Origin of the sequence: Roseovarius sp. W115 (assembly GCF_032842945.2) — a bacterium.
Classification (GTDB): domain Bacteria; phylum Pseudomonadota; class Alphaproteobacteria; order Rhodobacterales; family Rhodobacteraceae; genus Roseovarius; species Roseovarius rhodophyticola.
This window is the reverse complement of sequence record NZ_CP146606.1, coordinates 3183568-3205573: the sequence shown is the minus strand read 5'-3', so window position 1 is coordinate 3205573 and position 22006 is coordinate 3183568. Positions and strand designations below refer to the sequence as shown.

Below are 22006 nucleotides of genomic sequence, written 5' to 3'. Positions count from 1 at the left end.
GCCATAAAGAGGGTGCAAGACATGGACACGTCGGTGGATAGCATCAAAAACCGCGTCATCGAGATCATCGCCGAACAGGCGGTGCTAGAGCCGTCCGATGTCACGCTCGAAAGCACGCTTGAGGATCTCGGGATCGACAGCCTTGGGCTGGTGGAAAGTATTTTCGCTATAGAAGAGGCGTTTGACATCTCTATCCCTTTCAATGCCAATGCGCCGCAGGAAAGCGATTTTGACATCACATCGGTGGCCTCGATCCTGAAAGGGATCGAACGGCTCGTGGCGGAACAACACGGGTGAAACGGGTCGTCATCACCGGCGCAGGAACAATCAATGCGCTTGGACAAAATGTTCCCGATACGCTTGAGGCGATGCGTGAAGGCCGCTGCGGCATTGGCCCGCTGGACATTCCTGACGTCGATCGGCTTGCCATCAAGATCGGCGGTCAGGTGCAGGGCTATGACCCCGAGGACAGGTTTAACCGACAGCAATTGGCCCTCTATGACCGGTTCACACAATTCACTCTGATTGCCGCGCGCGAGGCGATTGCGCAGTCCGGGCTGGAGTTTTCCGGCGCATTGGCCGCGCGGGCTGGCGTGGTGCTTGGCAACTCAGGCGGCGGGATGACCACGCTCGATGAAAATTACCGCACGGTCTATGAGGATGGCAAAAACCGGGTGCATCCTTTTGTCGTGCCCAAACTGATGAACAACGCCGCCGCCAGTCATGTGTCGATGGAGTTCAACCTCAAAGGCCCGAGCTTTACCGTCTCGACCGCCTGCGCCAGTTCAAACCACGCCATGGCTCAGGCGTTTCAGCTTGTACATGGCGGCGCGGCCCCGGTGATGGTCACGGGTGGATCAGAGTCCATGTTATGCTTTGGCGGCGTCAAAGCCTGGGAAGGGCTGCGCGTCATGTCCAAGGACGCGTGTCGCCCGTTTTCGGCGAACCGCAACGGCATGGTGCAGGGCGAGGGCGCCGGTATATTCGTCTTTGAGGAATACGAGCGCGCGAAGAAACGCGGCGCTGAAATCCTTGCCGAAGTGGCCGGGTTCGCCATGTCCTCGGATGCGGCCGATATCGTGATGCCCTCCAAGAACGGCGCGGCGCGCGCCATCAAGGGCGCAATGAAAGACGCGCGCGTGAATTGCAGCGACGTGGGCTATATCAACGCCCATGGCACCGGCACGGCGGCCAATGACAAGACCGAAAGTGCCGCGGTGGCGGACGCGTTTGGCGCGCATGCTGACAAGCTGATGATGTCGTCCACCAAGTCGATGCATGGCCACCTGATCGGTGGCACTGGCGCGGTCGAGCTCCTAGCCTGCATCATGGCGCTGCGCGATGGGGTGATTGCACCCACGATCAACTACGAAGAGCCCGATCCGGAATGCGCGCTTGATGTTGTGCCCAACGTGGCGCGCGACGCCAAGGTGAATGTGGCGCTCAGCAACGCTTTTGCCTTTGGCGGATTGAATGCCGTGCTGGCACTTAAGCGCTTCACATAAGAGCGTACGCTCTGTGTTTGCGCCGATGCGCTGTCGGTCGTTGCTTTTGACGACGGCTTTCGTTGAGACCCATCGCGAAGGTGTTCGAACACTGGCGCGGGCGACGAAACAGTGTGTCAAACTACAGCTGTGAACGTCCGCTACGTGTCTGCCATCAATCTTTGCTGAAGTCCCCAGAAAGTTGATGTGTCAGGACAGAATCCGTTCAATAACGCGCCGACCAAAGTCGTGGGTTGGACCTTCCCAGTGCGGGCTGAGCCGACCTCCGTCATAGGCGGGGGACAAACGGCCTTGTTGAAGCAATTCGAGCATCCCCAGGTCTTCTCGGTTCAGATCGTCCCACATCTTTAATGTGGCGTCACGCGCGTCTTTATACGCATCCGATGTGGCAGCTTCTCCGATCAGGAAAACGTGCAATTCTTCCCGCGTTTTGTCCGGCGCCAGGGGGTAGCTGACCAGAACCGAGAACTGATCCGGAAAGACCTCCGCCGCGAAATGCGGGAAGCACAAAAACCAAAGACCGCGCTTGGCATCCGCATCTGATAATCCGGGATAATGAGGCAGCCCCTCGCCACGCCCCTCATCCAATTCCGGGAATATATAGTCGTTGTAAAAGACATGCCGGTCCCATTCCCCTGACCAGCGTACATTCATCGGCGCGAATTTAAGGAGTTTGGGATGCACGGCAAAGACGTGATAGCCTTCCATGTAATTCTCATAGACCAGCTTCCAGTTGGCATTGACCTCAAAGTCCAGTTTCCCGGCCCAGCGGATGGAAGAAAAATCATAGGCCTCTGTCCGGTCCAGCAGTGGCTTGAGCCACTTCTCCAGTGGCTCGGCATCGCCTGATACGTTAACAAAGATGCATCCGTTCCAAATCTCGCACCGCACCTGCACCAGGTCCAGCTTGTCACCACCGCCATCTTCAAATTTGTCCACTACATTCGGGCCATTGAAATGCGGGCGCGACCTCAGTTTCCCATTAAGCCCGTAACTCCACGCGTGGTAGGGGCAGGTCCGTGTTGGTTTCTTGCAGGGTTCGGTGACAAGCCTGGCTCCTCGATGACGGCACACATTGTGCAACGCTTGGATCATTCCATCCTGATCGCGGAGAATAATCAGCGGTGCGCCGCCAATCTCAATCGGCTTCATGTCGCCCGGTTCAGGCAGCTCGGCCTCAGCCCCGGCAAACCCCCAGGCGCGGGCAAAGCAATGCTCCTGCTCCAGTTTCAACCAGTCTACAGACCAGTAGGCCGCATTGGGCAGACCACTTGCCTCTTCGATCGGGGCGAAGGCCTGAGCCAGACCATCTTCTCCAATCAACTCAATAACTTTCTGTCGAATACCTGTCGTCATCCGGTCACCATTTCGGGACGCAACCTTTGGGGATAAAGTACAGTGTAGTGCTTCATGAACCTATCATAATGCGCGGACAAATTCGGTGGTAAGTCGCCCGGATCCACATGTTTGCGCGGCATCGGTTTAAGCCCGTCGCTGTCGCGCAGCGAGGCATGCCAGATTTCGTCATTGCCATCGTACCAAAGCACATCATCCCGCGCGCCCGGCTCCCAGCTGAGGGCGTCACTGATAAAGGGTATGCCAATGGCGTCGCAGTAAACGCGCACCATCCCGTCGGGGTCCTCCAGCATGTCATCGCTGTCTAGAATCGGCGCTGCCGCACCACGCGCTTTTAATGTATCAAACAGATCTTGTTGCGGGCCAAAGCTGATTTCATGCGGTTCAAACCCATCCTCCATCCCCGCCTTCTGATAGGAGCGATGCAGCGAGGCCAATACTTTGGCCGGGTCACGAATAAGAAAGCTGTGCGTGATCCGGTCAAGAAACGCATCGCTCCACAGGTGATCAGTATGGTGCGGCATGTCCTTTACAAACACGGGGCGCTTTTCGGCTGCGTCCTGAATGTCATTCCAGATCTTTTCAAACGTGGCCTCCGGGCGTTGCCGGTCTACGGGGGCTGGGCGTGGCGCGCGCGCCTCGGGGCCTTGATACCAGGCCATGCCAAACGGCTCGTGGAAACAGATCAGGTCCCCGCGTTGGCGCATCATCCATTCAAACGCGGTCGAGGTCGAGCGCGGTGTTGCCCAGAGAAAATAGATCGGATGTTCGCTCACGCACCTGTCTCCTGCAAGGACGTCAAAATATGTGGCTGTTCGCCAATCGGCGCGAGCCCCAGCGTGCGGAAGATGTTCCAATAAAGCGCGCAATCGGCTGAGATGATCGGTTTGCCGATCTTTTCCTCGATGTCACGCACAACGCTGACCATGCGCATCGGTAAGCCATCCGCACGACGAAAATTGGGCATACCAAGGCTGACCACACATCAGCCTCTGGCGCCTGTTCAGCTACATATTCGAAGGACTTCAATGCGAAATCACCGGGAAAGATCCAGGTCGCTTCGTTCACCTCTTCCTGCGTGTCCATCAGGCCGTGATCCACGAAGTTACCCGAGTAGAGGATGTCAAAGCCACCATCTGCGAGAAACCGAGTGGTCCCCTCACGCCAATCCGGCCAGAAATAGACACCGTTCACAGCGATAGACTTGGCACCCATGTTGTGAATGGCTTCGACCAGCGACATCCCGGCCATGTGCAGCGGCACGTGATAGCGGTCTTCCATCTGGTCGCAAAAGGCACGGATATCGGCTGGGGTCTTGCCGCCCGCGTGAGACCAGTTGGTACCGACCTGACCAACAACGTCTGCGCCTGCTTTGGACATGCAGTGCACAACTTCTTCCAGCTTGTGAAAATTGTCTGCGCGTTGGGACAGCTGGTGAGCGTAGTGCTCTACATGAATCAGCCTGCCATGGGCCCCGACACCTTCCGGAGCAATCCTGAGAAAGTCATGCGGGGCGGCGTCAAAGTCATGCGGAGGCGCAGTAAACCCTACCTGATAAGGGAAAATCTTCTTGGTGGGGTCGTTCCAGCGTTCGGGCTTCATGCAACAGCCTTTCAAACAATATTTGAATTATTATTGCCTTTTATGAAAATTTTAGCCAACAATTTGTCATGGACGTCAAGAAAAATGAAAGCGCGCCTCCAGAAGATGCGCTGAGTCAGTTGGGCGAAGATCTGCGCGGGTTGCGACGTGCGCAGGGTCTGACGCTTGATGATCTGGCCGTGGCCAGTGGCAAATCCGTGTCTTTTATTTCCAAGATTGAGCGAGGGCAGGCGCGGCCTTCTGTGACCACTTTGCAGGAACTTGCCGGCGCGCTTGGCGTCCCCGTGGGGTGGTTTTTGAAACAGACGGTCCTGTCCCTGCCGAGGAACGTCCCCATGTGGTGCGTGCCAACAGACGTCGTAAGTTGAGCTATTCCGGCCTGACATCAACGGACTACATGGGGTTTGAGGACCATCTTCTGTCTGCCAACCTCGACGGACAGCTTGCCCTCGGCATTTCGACATATCAGCCGGGTGGCAACACGGGCGATGAGCTTTACACCCATTCGGGCGAAGAGGCCGGGTTGGTTCTGAAGGGAGAGGTCGACCTGCATCTGGACGGTAAAGTGTTCCGGCTGGAAGCCGGGGATAGCTTTTCCTTCGCAGCCAGCCTGCCGCATCGCTATTCCAATCCTGGCGATATCGAGGCTCAGATCGTCTGGGCCAACACACCTGTCAGTCTTAGAAGGTAACTCATGCAAAGCCACGCGCGTGTCGTCGTCATCGGGGGTGGCAACATGGGGGCAGGCGTGCTGTATCACCTCGCACATATGGGGTGGACCGATTGTGTGTTGCTGGAGAAGTCAGAACTCACGAGCGGGGCCACCTGGCACGCCGCCGGTTTGGTCAGTCGCATGGTCGGGGGCCAATCCCTTGGCGCGATGCATGACTATGCGGTCGATCTTTACAAAAAGATCGAGGCGGAAACCGATGTCGGCGTAAGCTGGCATAACTGCGGGTCGCTTCGCGTCGCCACAAGCCCCGATCATATGGATTGGATAAACCACATCCGGGATGCTGTTTTGGCACGGGGGCAGCAGGCCGAGATCATCAGCGCAGCCGAGGTCGCCAGCCTGAACCCACTTTACGATGTCGAGGCAGCCGGAGTCCTGGGCGCGATCTATACGCCCGATGATGGGCATGTGGATCCGTCCGGCACATGCCAGGCGATGGTCAAGGGCGCGCGTCAACAAGGCGCGAAGGTGATCCGCAAGTGCAGGGTGACCCACACGCGCCAGTTGCCGTCGGGCGCGTGGCAGGTGGTGACCGACCAAGGCACAATCACGGCCGAGCATGTCGTCAATGCGGCGGGCTATCACGCGCGACAACTCGGAGCGATGGCAGGGCTGGACCTGCCGATCACCACGATGTTGCACCATTATGTCGTGACCGATGCGGTGCCCGAGTTTGAGGACATGGCGCACGAAATCCCCGTCACGCGCGACGACCATTTTTGTGGTTATATTCGCCGAGAGCAGGGCTCTGCGCTCATAGGTCTCTATGACAAACAGGACCCGCAAGCGGTTTGGCTGGACGGGTGTCCCTGGGACAGCGCAAATGAACTTTTTGAGCCCAACTGGGACGGGATCACGCCATGGCTTGAGAACTGTTTTGAACGGATGCCAGCGCTGATGAACCGGGGCATCAAGCGGGTGGTGAATGGCGGTATTACTTACACCCCGGATGGGGCGATGATGCTGGGGCCGGCGCCGGGGTTGCGCAACTATTGGCTGGCCTGTGGAGCAACGGTTGGGATTGCCTGGGGGCCGGGCGCGGGCCGCGCTCTGGCGCAATGGATGATCGAAGGCTCTGCTGATGTGTCAACTCGCGCCTTTGATCCACGCCGCTTCGGCATCTGGGCCGATGCCGAGTATGCTCACAAACGGGCGGCCGAAGATTACACGCTCCGCCAAGCGATGCCTTATCCGCAGCATCAACGGGACAGCTGTCGAGGCATCAAGACATCTGGCGCGCATGACCGAACCGCATCTCTCGGTGCAACTTTCGAAGAGGCCGGAGGCTGGGAGCGCCCGCGTTTCTATGCGCCCGAACCATTGAGCTGGAGACGCAGTTCAGCCTTCGAACAGGTTGCCGCCGAATGTCAGGCCGTGCGCCAGCGCGTCGGGCTGAGTGATCTCTCTGCCTTTGCCAAATTTCACATCGAAGGCCCGCAGGCCGAGACCTGGCTCAACGCCGTCTGCGCGAACCATATGCCACGTGCGGGGCGCACCTGTCTGACCCTTTTGCTTAATCGCAAAGGCACAATCGAAGGTGAGGCGACTATCGCCCGAACAGGGCCTGACAGCTTTTACTTTGTCACCGGCGCGCCATCAGAGCGGCGTGTCTGGGATTGGCTGACCCTGCATTGTGGCGTGCCGATGGATGATGTCCTGATAACCAATGCGACAGATAAGACGGGCATTCTTGCGCTTGCCGGCCCCAGGGCGCGTGACGTGCTTGCCGCCTGCACAAGCGATGACGTGTCAAATGACGCCCTGCGTTGGCTGGGCTGTAAAGAGCTTACCGTCGCTGACACACCCGTACTGGCCCTGAGGCTTAGTTTCACTGGCGAACTGGCCTATGAATTGCATGCTTCAAACGCGCAACTGGGTGCGCTTTGGGATGCGCTTTGGGCAGCGGGTCAATCTCATGCGATTGCGCCGTTTGGCACCAAGGCATTGGACAGCCTGCGGCTTGAGAAATTCTATAGAGGCGGGCACGAGCTTGCCAATGATGCAAGCCACAAGGATGTGGGCCAAGAACGATTTGCTGCGACGGACAAGGCTTTTATCGGCCGCGATGCGATGCTGGCACGTGCCCCGCAAAGCCGCATCGCGCTGCTTGCCCTTGAGGGGGAAGACACCGACGCCCTGATGGGCGAGGCGGTGTTCAAAGGGGGAAAGCCGGTTGGCTCCGTGACTTCAGCTGCATATGGGCATACCGTGGGTCAGTCACTGGCCATTGCGTTTCTTACCGAAGATGCGCGGCAGCCAGGCACGGATTTGGACGTGTCGATCCTTGGCCGACGCGTCAAGGCGAGGGTCCTGCCGGAGGCACCGTGGGATGCCAAAAATGAAAGGCTGAAAGTATGAGCGATAACAAAGTTCTGTCGTCTTACAAAGCAACCTCTCCAAAAGACAAAATGGCCACCTATGACACTTGGGCCGACAGCTATGAGCGCGATCTCTGCGCGATGGGGTATCGCCTTCCAGCCATCACTGCAGGAGCTTTTGCACGATATGTGGCGCCCGACACAGGGCCCATCCTGGATGCCGGGTGCGGGGGCGGCATTCAGGCGGAAGCCTTGGCACTGATGGGATACGGCCCGCTGATCGGTTTGGACCTGTTAAATGGCATGCTGGAGGTGGCGCGGGCCAAGGGCATCTATTCCGAATTGCACCAAGGCGCTTTGGGACCACAACTGGACCTGTCCGACAACAGTATGGGGGCGGTATTGTGTATCGGGACAATTACGCCAAACCACGCACCACCCGACAGCCTGGACGGGTTGATCCGCGTTGCCCGTCCTGGGGCGGCTATTGTGTTCAGCCTGCGCGATGATCCAGCGCAGGATCCGGCCTATCCCGATAGGGTTGAAGCCCTCACCAACGCGGGCGCATGGCGCGCGATCTGGAGCAGCGATAGCTTCGGCTCCATGCCGTATGGTGCTGAGGAGGTCACGCATCGCCTCCACGTCTACATAAAAACCGCGAGGTAGACGTATCGCGCGGCGGACGTTCTTCCGCTCTCACAGGGTTGAATTGCTCCGGGTTGAATTGCTCCGTGCAAACCAACTCTTTTGGTGTCCGGCTGACCACAGCGCAGCCAATGTGCTAACCCGCAAAAAAGCCGCCAACATGTGTTGACGGCTTTTCAATCAGCTCTTTGTTAAGAGCTTTGAAGCGTTTCGCGATAAACCTGACTCACAGATGATCGCGAAATGCTTCAGTTCTGTGTGCCAGCCACGGACACTTCGTTATAGGCCGCAGTAAAGCCGCTCAGCGATGCGTTGATCACAACCTGCTGATCCGGAGCCTGCGCGGGAGTGAGTGTCAGCGTAGCGGCGACGCCTGCGCGAAAACTCGCGATGTCCTGTTCCGTAAAGCCGATACGGGCAAAGCATCCAACCAGCGAGCAAAAGGAATAGCTGTACCCTTTAACCGTGCCTCCATCCACTGACAGCTTTAACCCCTCAGTCAACAGCGTGCCAAGGGGGACGACGATGGTCGCGCCCGCTACGGCCTGTCCATTCCCGGGAAGCTTGAAAATGGTGAATTCAGCAACCGGGTTGCCCGCGTCTTCGCGCAGCAACTGGTACATCTGGCACGGATCCTCCCCGGCTTCAGAGCGGAAACACTGAAGTTGCCAGTCGCCATAGGTTTCCTTGATATAGGCCTCTTCGTCATTCGTGACCTCACGGCCCAAATCCAGCCCTGCTTCCGGGTTGCTCGGCTCGGCAGGTGCTTCGGGTTGAGCCTCTTGTGCCGTTTCTTCCGTTTGCGCCGGCTCCGCCTCGGAGGTTTCTGTTTCTTGTGCCCAAAGCGCCGATCCCATGCTGAGAAGCGCAATCAAAGGCAATGTACGAATAAATGTGGGCATGTGCTCCCCAATATGTTGCTCGTCTGTTGTCGCAGCGCTCTAACATGGCCTGCGCAGAGTGTCAGGATAAAAACGCAGCAAATTGACCTGCGCAAGGCAATTTTCTGCCGCTTCATATCATGGCAAAGACAATAAAAATTTGCGTAAGGACATTCCAAAAAAGAAAAGAGACCTTTCGGTCTCTTTCCCTCTTTCTCCCTGCCGGACTGGCCGACTTATTCATTGAGCGCGACGCTAGGACACTTCATGTGACCCGTCAACAGGTTAATTTAGAATTTTGTTTTCGGGCAGTTTTGCGGCGCTATTCCGCGCAGCGCCTGCAGAAAAAAGGGCCGCGCAAAAGAGCGCGGCCAGTCTGACAGGGAGGAAGTCATCCCGGACCAAGAGGACATGCGTCCGGGATCACGATAAGGTATGGCATCCAATCGTTAACTTTGTATGTTCACACCGTGGTATTTTTTTGACTTGGGGGCAGGGCCTTGGAAAACAGCATCTTTTTGGGCGGCGGCGGTGTGGACTACGCCGAAAAACAGGGGCTCACGCTCAAATATGCCAACCGCCATGGCCTTATTGCGGGCGCGACGGGCACCGGGAAAACCGTGACGCTCCAGATTTTGGCCGAAGGATTTTCATCTGCCGGGGTGCCGGTCTTCCTGTCGGATGTGAAAGGCGATCTGTCTGGTTTGGCCGCAGCGGGCAGTGAAGGGTTCAAACTGCATGAAGCTTTTATGAAACGCGCCGATCAGATCGGCTTTGACGATTATCGCTACGAGGCCTTTCCAGTCACCTTTTGGGATCTTTTTGGTGAACAGGGCCATCCGGTACGCGCCACAGTTGCCGAAATGGGCCCACTGCTTCTCAGCCGTCTGATGCAGCTCAGTGAGGCGCAGGAAGGAGTGATGAACATTGCATTTCGCGTAGCCGACGAGCAGGGTCTTCCGCTTCTGGATCTCAAGGATCTGCAATCCTTGCTCGTGTGGGTCGGTGAAAACTCCGGCGATTTAAGCCTGCGATACGGCAATGTCTCGGCCCAGTCCGTTGGAGCGATCCAGCGCTCCTTGCTTGTTCTGGAAAATCAGGGCGGGACACAGTTCTTTGCCGAACCCGCCCTTGATCTCGATGATCTGATGAGTGTGGCCCCGGACGGGCGCGGGCAAATCAATGTGCTGGCGGCGGACAAGCTGATGGGCGCGCCGCGGCTTTATGCAACCTTTCTGCTCTGGCTTTTGTCCGAGCTGTTTGAAACACTGCCCGAAGTCGGCGACCCGGACAAACCCAAACTGGTGTTCTTCTTTGATGAAGCGCATTTGCTCTTTGAGGATGCCCCCAAAGCGCTCGTCGACAAGGTCGAACAGGTGGCGCGACTGATCCGGTCCAAGGGGGTTGGCGTCTATTTTATCACGCAAAATCCAGACGACGTGCCAGAAGACATTTTGGGTCAGCTTGGCAACCGGGTGCAGCATGCTCTGCGCGCCTTCACCGCGCGGGATCGCAAGGCACTAGAGCGCGCAGCAGAAACCTATCGCCCGAACAACCGTTTCGACACGGTGGACGCCATTCGAGATGTCGGCGTGGGCGAGGCGGTGACCTCGATGCTCGAAGACAAGGGTGTGCCCGGGATTGTGGAACGCACGCTTATTCGTCCCCCGTCCTCCAAGCTTGGTCCGATTGATGATGCGACACGCAAACACGTGCTCGCGACGTCACCAGTGGCTGGAAAATACGAAACACCGCTGGATCGGAAGTCTGCCTTTGAGATGCTTCAGGACCGCGCTGAGAAAGCGGCAAAAGAAGCCGAAGATGCAGAAGCTCGCGCCGAGGAACAATCCGCCGCCGAACGTGAATTCAATGCTGGACGGCGGTATTCGGGGTCGCGCGTTGAGCGGTCAAGCTCGCGGTCTCGCAAAAAGACCGAGAGCTTTGGTGGTGCCGTTCTGGATGTGGTTGTCAAAGAACTCAAAGGCACCACAGGTCGGCGGATCGTGCGCGGCATTCTCGGCGGGTTGTTTAAAGGGCGGTAAAATCCTTTCAGAAAGGATTACGCAAAAGCTATGAGAAAGCTTTTGTCCCTATGTCCCAATGGCTTTCAGATCTTCAAGAAGCGCCTCGGACATGTCCTGCGCGCGTCGAATACGCGATTTCGACAAATCTCTGGTTTCAGCGCGCATCAGTGCCTCTGCTCCGAGAAAGAAGGGCAGGATCACATTGCGTTCGACCTCATCCATTGCAAATGTATCGGCGAAAGCATCAAGACCTTCGGCGTCGACCCCGAGCCACATTTTGCCCGAGGGTATCATCCCGCGCCGTCCCATATGCATCAGGAACCGCGCCATATCCTTGTAGATCGGCGCAGGCAGCGAACCACCGCAATCTATGCCAGTCAGGCGCGTCTTCTCGGCAATCAGATTATTGGGATGGAAATCCCCGTGACTGATAGCCTTGCGCCAGTCTTTGCGAGCTATGGCGCCGGCAAGGCGCGTGGTCTCTGAGAGAATGCTCTGCTCCAGTTTGCGCAGCCGGTTAAACGCTTGTGCCTCCAGCCCCCGTTCAGCGCGTGCAATCCATTGCCGTGTGTCGACCTCGGCAAGGGTTTCGGTCGGAGAGGTATAAGTGCGAAGCCAGTGCGCCGCCGGTTTGAGCCATTCAGCGCGTTTATCCGGCGCACTATCATAGAGCAGCTCCAGCAAAGGGGTGCCCGGGATATCGGCAAGAGCCAGAATTCCGGCTTTCGCGGCACAGGCCAAAGGCCTGCAGACCTGCGCGTCGCCTGCGTTCATGTAGGTCCATACACGCTGCAGTTCGTTCCAATCACGCAAGCACGCCTCGGGATCGCTCAGAAAGACACGAAAGACTGTTGGGCGCACCCCCAGCATACCCCTCAAGATCACGCGCTTGCCCTCGACATGGCGTATGATCTCACTTGGATCGGCGGTTTCAAAAATTGGGTCTTCCGCGCTGGCTGCTTCAAACTTTGCCGTCACCTCGGCCAGCGCATCCAGGTCGGGCAGGGGGGATCTTGGACTCGGACGCAGGGGACATGGCGCATCCTTTCCGATGGCTCAAAAGGCGTCAACTGAATTGAACCTGTCGCGTGCGGTGTTTATGGTGGCGCGACATGAACACGACAGGACCCCGCCATGACCGACACGCCCATTCCCGAGATGTCCTTCGAGGACGCCATGAAAGCGCTGGAAGAGGTGGTGTCGCGGCTTGAAAGAGGCGATGTGCCTCTGGAGCAATCCATTAGCCTTTACGAACGTGGTGCGGCGCTCAAGAAGCGCTGCGAGGACAAGCTGAAAGAAGCTGAGGAAAAGGTCGCGGCGATCACGCTGGATGCCGATGGCACGCCCAAGGGAACGACACCTGTCGAGGGTCTTTGATGCTGCAGGATGCGCTGGCGGCGGATGCTGCCCGGATCCAGACCTGTCTGGACACACATATTACGGGTGAGACGGACCTTAGCGCTGCGATGCGCCATGCGCTTGCAGGGGGTAAAGCCCTGCGCGGGTTTCTGGTGATGGAAACGGCCCGTTTGCACGGCATCGAGGCGGACCGTGCCGTTTATCCCGCAGCCGGGATCGAAGCCCTGCATGCCTATAGCCTTGTGCATGATGATCTTCCCTGCATGGACGATGACGACCTGCGGCGTGGTCAGCCAACCGTGCATATCAAATGGAACGAGGCCACAGCAGTGCTGGTCGGTGACGCACTGCAATCTCTGGCCTTTGAAATGGTGCTGCACCCCGATGGTGTGGCAGATGTCGCCGCCCGGTCTGAATTGGGTTTGCGGCTTGCACGTGCGGCAGGACAGCAAGGCATGGTTCTGGGACAGGCACTTGATATTGCCGCGGAAACTGCAGATGTCCCGTTGAACCTTGAGGAAATCACCACACTTCAGGCTGGCAAAACCGGTGCCCTCTTTGGTTGGGCCGCGACAGCGGGGGCTGTGATGGCGAATGCTGATCCTGGGCCTTTGCAAAACTATGCCGCCGCACTTGGCCTGGCGTTTCAGATCCAGGACGATGTGATTGACGAAACCGGCGACGAAGGCACCGTTGGCAAGGCTGTGGGCAAGGACGCAGCAGCGGGCAAAGCCACATTCGTGTCTCTGCTTGGGCTGGAGGAGGCAAAAAGCCGCGCCTCGGACCTTGTTGAACAAGCCTGTGACAGCCTATCTCTTTATGGTGAATCCGCAGAAACCTTGCGACATCTGGCGCGCTTCGTTATCTCGCGGCAGGCCTGAGGCCAATGACGGACAAGGAGGGTGACACATGACACGCCCGCACACGCCCCTGTTGGACGAAGTTTCCAGCCCCGCTGATCTGAAACAGATGTCTGACGCGCAGCTGGCGCAAGTGGCGCATGAGCTGCGCGCGGAGACGGTTGCGGCCGTGTCCGAGACCGGTGGGCACCTTGGGGCCGGGCTGGGCGTGGTGGAACTGACTGTGGCCTTGCACCATGTTTTTGATGCTCCACGTGACAAGATCATCTGGGATGTGAGCCACCAGTGTTATCCGCACAAGATCATCACCGGGCGACGGGACCGCATTCGTACGATCCGTCAAAAGAACGGGTTGAGTGGGTTCACCAAACGCTCAGAGTCGCCCTATGACCCATTTGGCGCGGCGCACAGTTCAACATCGATCAGTGCCGCGCTTGGGTTTGCGGTCGCGCGTGATCTTGGCGGGGCGTGTGAGACCGGGCATGGCGATGCGATTGCCGTGATTGGCGATGGTGCCATGTCAGCAGGCATGGCATTTGAAGCGATGAACAATGCCGGGCATTTGGGCAAGCGGCTCATTGTGGTTCTCAATGACAATGAAATGTCGATTGCCCCGCCTGTTGGCGCGCTCAGCTCATATCTTTCACGTCTCTATGCCGGTGAGCCCTTTCAGGAATTCAAAGCCGCCGCCAAGGGCGCTGTTTCCCTCTTGCCCGAGCCGTTTCAGGAAGGCGCGCGACGCGCCAAGGAAATGCTCAAGGGCATGGCCGTGGGGGGCACGCTTTTTGAGGAGTTAGGCTTTAGCTATCTCGGCCCGATTGACGGCCACGACATGGATCAGCTTTTGCCCGTGTTGCGAACAGTGAAGGCGCGGGCCACAGGACCGATCCTCATTCATATGCTCACCAAAAAGGGCAAGGGGTACGCACCCGCCGAGGCAAGCCGGGATGGCGGACATGCGACGGCAAAATTCGACGTGGTGACGGGCGAGCAGAAGAAAGCACCCTCCAACGCGCCGAGCTATACCAAAGTTTTCGCCGAAGCGTTGCTCGACCATGCCGCTGAAGATGACAAGATCTGTGCGATCACGGCAGCGATGCCCGATGGCACGGGGCTTGACCTGTTTGACAAACGCTATCCGTCCCGGTGCTTTGACGTGGGCATTGCTGAACAGCACGCCGTGACATTCTCAGCCGGTTTGGCGGCGGGGGGCATGAAACCCTTCTGTGCGCTCTACTCAACCTTCCTGCAGCGCGGCTATGATCAGGTGGTGCACGATGTTGCGATCCAACGTCTGCCAGTGCGATTTGCCATTGATCGCGCAGGGCTGGTGGGGGCCGATGGCGCAACCCATGCAGGCAGCTATGATGTGGCATATCTGTCAAACCTGCCGGGCTTTACCGTGATGGCCGCCGCCGATGAAGCAGAGTTAAAGCACATGGTGGCAACCGCCGTGGCGCATGACACAGGGCCGATTGCCTTCCGCTATCCGCGTGGGGAGGGGCAGGGTGTAGACATGCCCGAGCGCGGCGAGGTTCTGGAGATCGGCAAAGGCCGGATGATCCGCGAGGGATCAAAAGTGGCTCTTCTATCTTTCGGCACAAGGCTTGGTGAAGTGCTCACAGCATGTGAAGCCCTGGAGGCCAAGGGCATTTCACCTACCGTGGCGGATGCCCGGTTTGCCAAGCCGCTGGACGAAGATCTGGTGTTGGATCTTGCGGCCCGGCATGAAGCGCTCATCACCATCGAAGAGGGTGCCATTGGCGGCTTTGGCAGCCATGTGGCGCAGTGTCTGGCGGAAAACGAGGTCTTCGACAGAGGCTTGAAGTTCCGCTCAATGGTGTTGCCGGATGTGTTTATCGATCAGGCAAGCCCAGCGGATATGTACACTGTGGCCGGCTTGAATGCCGAAGATATCGAAGCCAAGATCCTCGATGTGCTGGGCGTCGCCCGGATCGACAGCAAGCGCGCCTGATTGCCTTTGGCTTACGAGCCGGAACCGGTGTTACTTGTCCCAATGTCCACGGCACCGACGATCTGGTCAGCAATACCATCCGATGTCCGGTCTGCAAGATCCACAGTTGACGTCTGGACCACAATGACCGTGCCTACGGCCAACCCAATAATCGCAGCCGTCAGGACAACCCAGTCCACCGATACGGCACCATCCTGATCCTTTTTGATGAACGTCTTTAGTTTGCTGAGCATATAACTTCTCCGGCCTAAACTGGTTTTGCACTAAACTGGTTGTGCGTCGTCCGTTGGCCGACCCGCATCTCCCCCAGACGCGTTAGGGTCGGCCAACGGTGTCCACGCATCTTGAACTCTCGGGGCAAGAACGTGGCACGTCGCTAAATATTTTTTGAGATAACTCTTCGTACTGAAGTCACTTTTCTAAAATCCCCACACTGCATACTCGTAAAAAATCAGCCCCCGATCACAGAGGCGGTCTCTGCGGCCGGAGGCTGATCTAAAGTTGCGCCACCAAAGGCTGTATCTTTGACAACACTCAGCAGGAAACACGTCACACAGACCAAACTTGCAGTCAGGACAATCCGATCCGGATTGGTGACCCTGAGGTCCCTGTTGCCATCAATGCTACGCGTCGTCCACATATGCTGATCACTCACACACTACCAAACTACACACACTACACTTACCCGCGGCGCTTTGGGTCACTACGGAACACACACCCTGTTCGCGCCGACCTAAATAGAGATGGTTTTGAAATGGGGCGGAAATGTGGCAAAGCTTAAAAACAAAGAGTTTTGCATCGCATTTTCGTCTAATTCTGTTTGGACCTCCGAAATTTTCAGAACAGTTCTTAACCATTCTTAAGATCGGTTCCTGAGCGGAAACAAAACCGGGATGACGCAGGGTCACATATGTGTCGAAACTGAGGCACAGACGAGATCGAGTCGGAAGGGTGAATAGGTTGGATGCATCGGGCTCAGGTGGGGGCACTCTCGCCAAAGAGACGCGTCATGCGCCTTGATCAACCCCAATTTGCCCCCATGTTTTGAGCAAGTTTCAACAGGAGAACGCAGGCATGGATCGCCGAACCCTGATGGTTTCCGCAGCGGCACTTGGAACATGTGCTGTACTACCGAACCCCGTGTTTGCTTTGTCCTCTTCTGCAGGCACCCTGCAGGTTGAAGAGATGGCGCGCGGGCTGGACAACCCCTGGAGTGTCGGATTCTTACCGGATGGCTCAGTTTTGATTACAGAGCGCGACGGGCGGTTGCTGCGTTTGTCGAAGGGCGGACTTGCCGAGGTGGCCGGGGTCGGCCAGATCGCGGCGGTCGGGCAGGGCGGACTTCTGGACGTCATGGTGCCCAAGGATTTTTCAGAAAGTCGTGAGCTGTATTTCACTTTTGCCAAGCGGCAGGGCAACGGCGCTGGCACGGCTGTGGCGCGCGCGCGGCTCGGCGAAACTGCGGAGAGGTTGGACAGGTGGGATGTGATTTTCGAGATCACACCCGGCTCTTCTGGCGGTCGGCATTTTGGCTCTCGCATGGTCGAAGGACGTGACGGGTATCTCTACTTTACCGTGGGAGACAGGGGAGACCGGCCTTCGTCTCAGGATCTTGCGCGAGAGAACGGATCGGTCCTGCGCATCGCGCGAGACGGTGGCATTCCATCTGACAATCCCTTCACACAAACCACAGGCGCACGTCCGGCGATCTGGTCCTGGGGGCATCGCAATCCGCAAGGGGCGGCGCTGGATCTTGAGGGCAACCTCTGGGTCTCCGAGCATGGGGCGAAAGGCGGCGACGAGGTTAATCACGTGCGCAAGGGTGCCAATTATGGCTGGCCTGTCATCTCTTATGGTCGGCACTATTCGGGAGAAAAGATCGGCATTGGCACCGAAGCAGACGGCATGGAGCAGCCTGAATTCTACTGGGACCCGTCCATGGCTCCATCGGGCATGATGATTTACTCAGGCAAGCTCTGGCCCGAATGGCGCGGGTCGATCTTTGTTGGATCCCTCAAGTTCGACTACCTCGCCCGGCTTGATGGTAATCCGCTGCAGGAGGTCGAACAATTCAAAGGCCGCGAAACAGAACGCGTGCGGGACGTGCGCGAAGCACCGGATGGATCAATCTGGGTTCTGTCCGCTGGGCGTGGAGCTCTTTATCGGTTGACGCCTTAACAGGCCATGGCAGAGGGTGGGGTCATGCTTTCTGAAGGATGACCCAAATGCGTTTTCTTACTATTGCGGCCATGGTTTTGACACTTGTACTGACCTTCACGGTCAACACAGCAAGGGCGCAGGATGACCTGCCAGAATCCGTCTTTCGCGACTATGATCATATGCGCGAGGTGCTCGACACCAACATGATGTCTCGTCAGATCGGCGTCGTCATGCGGAACTTCGGAGCCTCGGATGAAATGACACCTGAACAGCTGAGCGCACTTGAAAATCAGGTGCGCGGCATTTTCCCTCAGGATTTTGAGACGGCCGAGATTATCCTGCGTGACGAATTGAAAAATGGCTGGGCGCGCGAGCTTTTGGCCTACTATACAGGCATCAGCTATATCTACGTTGCTGTGTTTTATCACCAGCGTGAAGACTTCCTCGTGGTCCCGTTCTTTCGATTCAACACGGACATGCTGGAGCTTTTGGCGGAGTTTTAGGGCGACATGTATCCGCGAGTTCAAGTTTCCCGTTTCAATTCGAAATATGCCGTGTCGCACATTTCGATGCCGCCGTAGTCGAAGTTTTGCTTTTCGGTTCTGGTTAACCGAAAGCCCAATTTGTGCAAAAGCGCTGTCGACGACGTGTTTCTCGGATCACATTCCGCTGTAAGTATGTCCAGATCCGGAAATCTATCCCAAATCCTCGGTGTAAGGGCCTGCATAGCCTCGAAAGCAAATCCTAGCCGCCAGTAGTTCGGATGAACGATAAAACCGACTTCGGGCTTGGCCCACATGCCAGCCTTACCAATACATGTCCCATCGAGGTCCAGAATATACTCTTCCCGGTTCTCGGGATCCGGCGTCATGAACCACTCAAGAAACTTCTGTGTGAGAGAAATGTCCTTGTAGGCCGGTCTGTCCCAATACCGCATGGCCGCGGGGTCCGAAAAAATCTCGTGAAGAGGACGTAAGTCGGACGGACGAGCGTTCCGAAGCAGTAACCGCTCAGTGCGGATCACACCGACAGCCGCGTCGCCTGGCTTCCGCGCTCTCTATAAGGCGTGGTGTTGTAATGCGACCTGTAGCATTTGGAGAAATGCGAAGGTGAGGCAAAGCCGCAGGCGAGTGCCACGTTGATCACGGTCATATCTGTCTGCATCAGCAGGTTGCGCGCTTTTTGCAGGCGCAGTTCCATGTAATAGCGCTTGGGTGAACGGTTGAGGTAGCGCCGAAAGAGCCGCTCAAGCTGCCGCGTGGACATGGCCACTTCCTTGGCCAGGATTGAGGGGCTGATCGGTTCTTCGATATTGTTCTCCATCATCTGGATCACCTGGCTCAGCTTGGGATGACGCACGCCGATGCGGGTGGGAACGGACAGGCGTTGCGTGTCCTGATCCGTGCGGATTGAGGAATAGATCAGCTGATCCGCCACCGCGTTGGCAAGACCTTCGCCATGATCATCGGCAATAATCTTGAGCATCAGGTCGATAGAAGATGTGCCGCCCGCCGTGGTCAACCGGTTGCCGTCGATCACAAAAACCGATTTGGTCAGCTCCACCTCATCAAACTCTTCAGCAAAACTATCCTGGTTCTCCCAGTGGATCGTCGCGCGCTTGCCATCCAGCAAACCAGCCTTGGCCACTGTGTAAGCAGCTGTACAAAGCCCCCCAACGGTCAATCCTCGCCGGGCCTCGCGCCGCACCCAGTTGAGCACTTTTTTGGTGGTCGCGGCCTGCACATCAATCCCACCGCAAATGAGCATCACATCATCGCGACGCAGCTCTTCCAGGTCGATATCTAGCTTAAACTCAGCCCCCGCAGAACAGGCAACCATACCGCCGCCTTCGCCGGCCAAAAGCCACTCATATTTGGTCTCACCCGCCATACGGTTGGCGATCCGCAGACTTTCGAGCGCAGCCGAGAAGCACAGCAGCGTGAAATTATCAAGCAAAACAAAGACAAAGCGGCGAGGCTTGTCCGTCTCAGAGCGGCTTGTGGCGCTTGGATTTTGCATCGCCCGACTCCGTTGGCACTGCGCTAAGGCACGAGTTTCATGAAAAAGTGGAGCATTACAAGAGTGCGAGGTCGTGATTTGCGACATTTCTTGTCGAACTTATATGGTAGAGGCCCGCAGGATTGCTTATACAGCGCGCGCAATATGCCAAATGGCGGAGAGAACCGATGAGTGATTGGACAAAATCTGACTGGCGGTCGAAACCCCGTATTCAGATGCCGGACTATACCGATGCAGATGCGCTGCGCGTTGTTGAATCGAAGTTGTCACAGTTTCCGCCGCTGGTTTTTGCAGGCGAGGCGCGGCGATTGAAAAAGCAGCTCGGGGCGGCGTCGCGGGGAGAGGCCTTCTTGCTGCAGGGTGGCGATTGCGCCGAGGCGTTTGATCAGTTCTCGGCCGATGCCATTCGCGACACGTTCAAGGTGATGCTGCAGATGGCAGTTGTGCTGACTTACGGTGCCAAAGTGCCGGTGATCAAGGTCGGTCGGATGGCAGGGCAGTTTGCCAAGCCGCGCTCCGCGCCGACCGAGACCGTGGGCGATGTGGAACTTCCCAGCTACCGCGGCGACATCATCAATGAGCTGGCCTTCACACCCGAGGCGCGGATCCCGGATCCGGGCAAAATGCTGCAAGCCTATACGCAGGCGGCGGGGACGCTGAACCTTTTGCGTGCATTTTCAACGGGTGGTTTTGCGGACATTAACAACGTGCATCGCTGGACCTCTGAATTTGCCGATGGCCAAGCGGTCAAACAGTACAAGGACTGGGCCGAACGGATTTCCGATGCTTTGGACTTCATGGGCGCGGCGGGTGTCGACGCCGACGAGGTGGAGTCGCTGGCAACAGTGGATTTCTACACCTCACATGAGGGGCTGCTGCTGGAATATGAAGAGGCGCTCTGCCGCGAGGATTCCACCACACCGGGCGCATGGCTGGCTGGATCGGGGCATATGCTCTGGATTGGCGATCGCACGCGGCAACCGGATGGCGCGCATGTGGAGTTCCTGCGCGGCGTGCTCAATCCCATTGGGCTCAAGTGTGGGCCGACGATGGAGGAGGATGACCTCAAACGCCTTCTGGCCACGCTCAACCCTGAGAATGAAGAGGGACGTCTGACGCTCATCGCGCGGTTTGGCGCGGGCAAAGTGGCTGAGCATTTGCCGCGTCTGATCAAAACGGTTGAGGCCGAAGGCGCCAAGGTCACCTGGGTGTGCGATCCGATGCATGGCAACACGATCAAATCGTCAACGGGATACAAGACCCGGCCCTTTGAGTCCGTACTGCGCGAGGTGCAGGACTTCTTTGGTGTGCACCGTGCCGAGGGCACCATCCCGGGCGGCGTGCATTTCGAGATGACCGGTCAGGACGTGACCGAATGCACCGGCGGGGTGCGGGCTGTGACCGAAGAGAACCTCTCGGATCGCTATCACACGGCGTGTGACCCGCGCCTCAACGCATCACAGTCGCTGGAACTGGCGTTTCTGGTGGCGGAAGAGTTGCAAACCCTGCGTAATGGTCAAAACGCGCAACGCGCGGGTTGATCGCCGACGACCAATGTTTGGCAAATTGTTACACCCTGCCGTGTCATAAGACGCGGCAGGCGTTTTCTTGATCTGGTGTGCAAGTTAACCGTTAAGCGTTTCGACTGTGACTTGAAACACCAAGTAACTTCGAAAAGCCCGCAACACCATTACATCGCATGGCCTTTCGCGAAAATCTGTGTCGGTAGGTTTCTCGAAACAGGTCAACGAACAAGACGCAGATACGGACGTTCGCTTGGCAAAGGTGGCGTATCCAGACCACTTGCGGCGGGGCTGTAATTCTGGTCATCTGCAACCTCAATGAAAGGCGCACTTTCATCTGATGTGATTGGCGTAACTGTGCAGTCGGTGATGGCAAACCGGCGTGGTGTCTCCCCGATAACACCATGGGTGACAAGACACCCCAGCGCGCGTGAAATATCCCCTAGATCGCTGCGCAGCGGCAAAAGCAGCAGCGTACCTGTTAGGGGCGCAGATCCTTTGGAACTCAGCGTCAGGCGCAGGGTCGCAGGGCGTTCAAACAACTCGACCAGCGCGTCGGCGAGACGGTCGCGATCCTGCGGTTCGATGAGCGAAGAAACAGGCATGCCGCGCACTTCCAGACCCATCACATCGCATAGATGCGTGCCGGCAATGCGCATGCGCGCCACTCCCGGTGCAATCTTTTCAGCCACAAAGGCATTGCTCAGCAGCGATTCGATTCCACGGGGGTCAATTTCGGTACGCATCGGCACGTCCCCGTCACGGCGCATGCTGTTCCAGTAAGCTTCAAATTCGGCGAGTTCCGTGGCGCGATAAGCCGGAACGGGAGCCTGGATCGTTACAATTTCCTTTGATTTGACAGCATCTTGTTGCGATCGTCCCTGGTCGTCTTTCATGGTATTCCCCACTCACTTGAATTCACACACCACCTGCTCAAAAACAGGCTTACACATCCCCCGAGATGCGAGTCACACATGTGATCTATAGCACTTTGCCCAACTGTCGCCACTCTACACAATTCGAAAAGAATTTGTTCAAGATTCTTT

The 22006-nt window shown here is 57.3% G+C and carries 23 protein-coding genes; 13 read left to right on the top strand and 10 right to left on the bottom strand.

What is annotated here, in order from left to right; translation table 11 throughout:
- Positions 1-21 precede the first annotated feature (21 nt).
- Both RZS32_RS16275 and RZS32_RS16270 read left to right on the top strand, forming a co-directional pair.
- Positions 22-297, top strand: coding sequence for an acyl carrier protein (locus tag RZS32_RS16275; RefSeq protein WP_317054611.1), 276 nt, complete (start codon positions 22-24; stop codon positions 295-297).
- The gene (locus RZS32_RS16270) at positions 294-1505 is read left to right on the top strand and encodes a beta-ketoacyl-[acyl-carrier-protein] synthase family protein (RefSeq protein ID WP_317054610.1); all 1212 of its coding nucleotides are present in this window, start codon (positions 294-296) and stop codon (positions 1503-1505) included. The genes RZS32_RS16275 and RZS32_RS16270 overlap by 4 nt, the downstream gene beginning before the upstream one ends.
- A 189-nt stretch (positions 1506-1694) precedes the next feature.
- On the opposite strand, the gene RZS32_RS16265 is transcribed toward RZS32_RS16270, so the two are convergent.
- From RZS32_RS16265 to RZS32_RS16255, 3 genes are read right to left on the bottom strand one after another with little or no spacing between them, the layout of a single operon-like run.
- The gene (locus RZS32_RS16265) at positions 1695-2861 is read right to left on the bottom strand and encodes an aromatic ring-hydroxylating oxygenase subunit alpha (RefSeq protein ID WP_317054609.1); all 1167 of its coding nucleotides are present in this window, start codon (positions 2859-2861) and stop codon (positions 1695-1697) included.
- Entirely contained in the window at positions 2858-3637 is a 780-nt protein-coding gene (locus tag RZS32_RS16260) for a sulfotransferase family protein (protein ID WP_317054608.1), read from the bottom strand. The genes RZS32_RS16265 and RZS32_RS16260 overlap by 4 nt, the downstream gene beginning before the upstream one ends.
- Before the next feature lie 22 nt (positions 3638-3659).
- Positions 3660-4463 (bottom strand): hypothetical protein, encoded by an 804-nt coding sequence (locus RZS32_RS16255; protein ID WP_317054607.1) that lies wholly within the window; start codon positions 4461-4463, stop codon positions 3660-3662.
- Between the two features lie 68 nt (positions 4464-4531).
- Between RZS32_RS16255 and RZS32_RS16250 the strand changes: the two genes are divergently transcribed.
- Genes RZS32_RS16250 through RZS32_RS16235 form a run of 4 tightly spaced genes read left to right on the top strand, consistent with a single transcriptional unit; the run spans position 4532 to position 8180 of the window.
- Positions 4532-4831 (top strand): helix-turn-helix domain-containing protein, encoded by a 300-nt coding sequence (locus RZS32_RS16250; protein WP_339106715.1) that lies wholly within the window; start codon positions 4532-4534, stop codon positions 4829-4831.
- Positions 4828-5154: a cupin domain-containing protein gene (locus tag RZS32_RS16245; RefSeq protein ID WP_339106714.1), complete on the top strand. Its 327-nt coding sequence runs from the start codon at positions 4828-4830 to the stop codon at positions 5152-5154. Before RZS32_RS16250 ends, RZS32_RS16245 begins: the two co-directional genes overlap by 4 nt.
- A gap of 3 nt (positions 5155-5157) precedes the next feature.
- The gene (locus RZS32_RS16240) at positions 5158-7554 is read left to right on the top strand and encodes an FAD-dependent oxidoreductase (protein ID WP_339106713.1); all 2397 of its coding nucleotides are present in this window, start codon (positions 5158-5160) and stop codon (positions 7552-7554) included.
- A complete protein-coding gene (locus tag RZS32_RS16235; RefSeq protein WP_317054603.1) occupies positions 7551-8180 on the top strand; it encodes a class I SAM-dependent DNA methyltransferase in 630 nt (209 codons plus the stop codon). The genes RZS32_RS16240 and RZS32_RS16235 overlap by 4 nt, the downstream gene beginning before the upstream one ends.
- Positions 8181-8407: 227 nt before the next feature.
- On the opposite strand, the gene RZS32_RS16230 is transcribed toward RZS32_RS16235, so the two are convergent.
- The gene (locus RZS32_RS16230; RefSeq protein WP_317054602.1) at positions 8408-9061 is read right to left on the bottom strand and encodes an invasion associated locus B family protein; all 654 of its coding nucleotides are present in this window, start codon (positions 9059-9061) and stop codon (positions 8408-8410) included.
- Positions 9062-9540: 479 nt separating this feature from the next.
- On the opposite strand from RZS32_RS16230, the gene RZS32_RS16225 reads away from it, so the two are divergent.
- A complete protein-coding gene (locus RZS32_RS16225) occupies positions 9541-11082 on the top strand; it encodes a helicase HerA-like domain-containing protein (RefSeq protein ID WP_317054601.1) in 1542 nt (513 codons plus the stop codon).
- Positions 11083-11130: 48 nt separating this feature from the next.
- Here RZS32_RS16225 and RZS32_RS16220 read toward each other — a convergent pair whose 3' ends face one another.
- Positions 11131-12042, bottom strand: a complete 912-nt coding sequence (locus tag RZS32_RS16220) for a phosphotransferase (RefSeq protein WP_339106712.1) — start codon at positions 12040-12042, stop codon at positions 11131-11133.
- Positions 12043-12198: 156 nt separating this feature from the next.
- On the opposite strand from RZS32_RS16220, the gene RZS32_RS16215 reads away from it, so the two are divergent.
- Genes RZS32_RS16215 through dxs form a run of 3 tightly spaced genes read left to right on the top strand, consistent with a single transcriptional unit; the run spans position 12199 to position 15258 of the window.
- Positions 12199-12441, top strand: a complete 243-nt coding sequence (locus RZS32_RS16215) for an exodeoxyribonuclease VII small subunit (protein WP_317054599.1) — start codon at positions 12199-12201, stop codon at positions 12439-12441.
- Entirely contained in the window at positions 12441-13304 is an 864-nt protein-coding gene (locus RZS32_RS16210) for a polyprenyl synthetase family protein (protein ID WP_317054598.1), read from the top strand. Before RZS32_RS16215 ends, RZS32_RS16210 begins: the two co-directional genes overlap by 1 nt.
- Before the next feature lie 28 nt (positions 13305-13332).
- Complete coding sequence (dxs, locus tag RZS32_RS16205; RefSeq protein ID WP_317054597.1) at positions 13333-15258, top strand: 1-deoxy-D-xylulose-5-phosphate synthase; 1926 nt, start codon at positions 13333-13335, stop codon at positions 15256-15258.
- Positions 15259-15269: 11 nt separating this feature from the next.
- On the opposite strand, the gene RZS32_RS16200 is transcribed toward dxs, so the two are convergent.
- A complete protein-coding gene (locus tag RZS32_RS16200; protein ID WP_317054596.1) occupies positions 15270-15491 on the bottom strand; it encodes a hypothetical protein in 222 nt (73 codons plus the stop codon).
- A 218-nt stretch (positions 15492-15709) separates the two neighbouring features.
- Entirely contained in the window at positions 15710-15898 is a 189-nt protein-coding gene (locus RZS32_RS16195) for a hypothetical protein (protein WP_339106711.1), read from the bottom strand.
- 434 nt (positions 15899-16332) lie between these two features.
- On the opposite strand from RZS32_RS16195, the gene RZS32_RS16190 reads away from it, so the two are divergent.
- Complete coding sequence (locus RZS32_RS16190; protein WP_422395924.1) at positions 16333-17436, top strand: PQQ-dependent sugar dehydrogenase; 1104 nt, start codon at positions 16333-16335, stop codon at positions 17434-17436.
- Positions 17437-17483: 47 nt separating this feature from the next.
- Positions 17484-17921 (top strand): hypothetical protein, encoded by a 438-nt coding sequence (locus RZS32_RS16185; RefSeq protein ID WP_317054595.1) that lies wholly within the window; start codon positions 17484-17486, stop codon positions 17919-17921.
- A 20-nt stretch (positions 17922-17941) separates the two neighbouring features.
- Here the strand turns inward: RZS32_RS16185 and RZS32_RS16180 are convergent, their stop codons facing one another.
- Together RZS32_RS16180 and RZS32_RS16175 are read right to left on the bottom strand one after the other, a co-directional pair.
- The gene (locus RZS32_RS16180) at positions 17942-18442 is read right to left on the bottom strand and encodes a GNAT family N-acetyltransferase (protein ID WP_317054594.1); all 501 of its coding nucleotides are present in this window, start codon (positions 18440-18442) and stop codon (positions 17942-17944) included.
- On the bottom strand, positions 18439-19437 hold the full coding sequence (locus RZS32_RS16175) for a GlxA family transcriptional regulator (protein WP_317054593.1): 999 nt from the start codon (positions 19435-19437) through the stop codon (positions 18439-18441). Before RZS32_RS16175 ends, RZS32_RS16180 begins: the two co-directional genes overlap by 4 nt.
- Positions 19438-19604: 167 nt before the next feature.
- Here RZS32_RS16175 and RZS32_RS16170 point away from each other — a divergent pair, with 167 nt between their 5' ends.
- Positions 19605-20978: a class II 3-deoxy-7-phosphoheptulonate synthase gene (locus RZS32_RS16170; RefSeq protein ID WP_317054592.1), complete on the top strand. Its 1374-nt coding sequence runs from the start codon at positions 19605-19607 to the stop codon at positions 20976-20978.
- 203 nt (positions 20979-21181) lie between these two features.
- Here RZS32_RS16170 and RZS32_RS16165 read toward each other — a convergent pair whose 3' ends face one another.
- Positions 21182-21856 (bottom strand): PAS domain-containing protein, encoded by a 675-nt coding sequence (locus tag RZS32_RS16165; RefSeq protein ID WP_317054591.1) that lies wholly within the window; start codon positions 21854-21856, stop codon positions 21182-21184.
- Positions 21857-22006 lie beyond the last annotated feature (150 nt).